At 72.1% G+C, this 319-nt stretch carries 1 protein-coding gene and 1 pseudogene; both read left to right on the top strand.

Going from position 1 to position 319, the window contains the following annotated elements; translation table 11 throughout:
• Window positions 1-185, top strand: a 185-nt coding sequence (locus JHD80_RS27495) for a hypothetical protein (RefSeq protein ID WP_199093777.1), incomplete at its 5' end; no start/stop codon positions are given.
• A 6-nt stretch (window positions 186-191) separates the two neighbouring features.
• A pseudogene (locus tag JHD80_RS27490) lies at window positions 192-319 on the top strand (50S ribosomal protein L27); the annotation flags it as partial.

The following is a 319-nucleotide window of genomic DNA, read 5'->3' as shown; positions in this document are numbered from 1 at the left end:
CCCCCCCCCCCCCCCCCCCCCCCCCCCCCCCCCCCCCCCCCCCCCCCCCCCCCCCCCCCCCCCCCCCCCCCCCCCCCCCCCCCCCCCCCCCCCCCCCCCCCCCCCCCCCCCCCCCCCCCATTTTCAACCAGAAGACGGCATACGAGATCGCGCCTAGAGTCTCGTGGGCTCGGAGATGTGTATAAGAGACAGTTATTCGTCAGCGCGGCACCAAGTGGCATGCCGGCGCCAATGTCGGCATGGGCAAAGACCATACCCTCTTTGCGACGACGAATGGCCGAGTCCGATTCACGACGAAACTCGGCCGAGCTTTCGTGAA

The sequence above is a fragment of the Allobosea sp. ASV33 genome, assembly GCF_016428755.1.
GTDB lineage: Bacteria > Pseudomonadota > Alphaproteobacteria > Rhizobiales > Beijerinckiaceae > Allobosea.
Note: the sequence above shows the minus strand (reverse complement) of the source record. Positions and strands in the feature narration are given on the sequence as shown.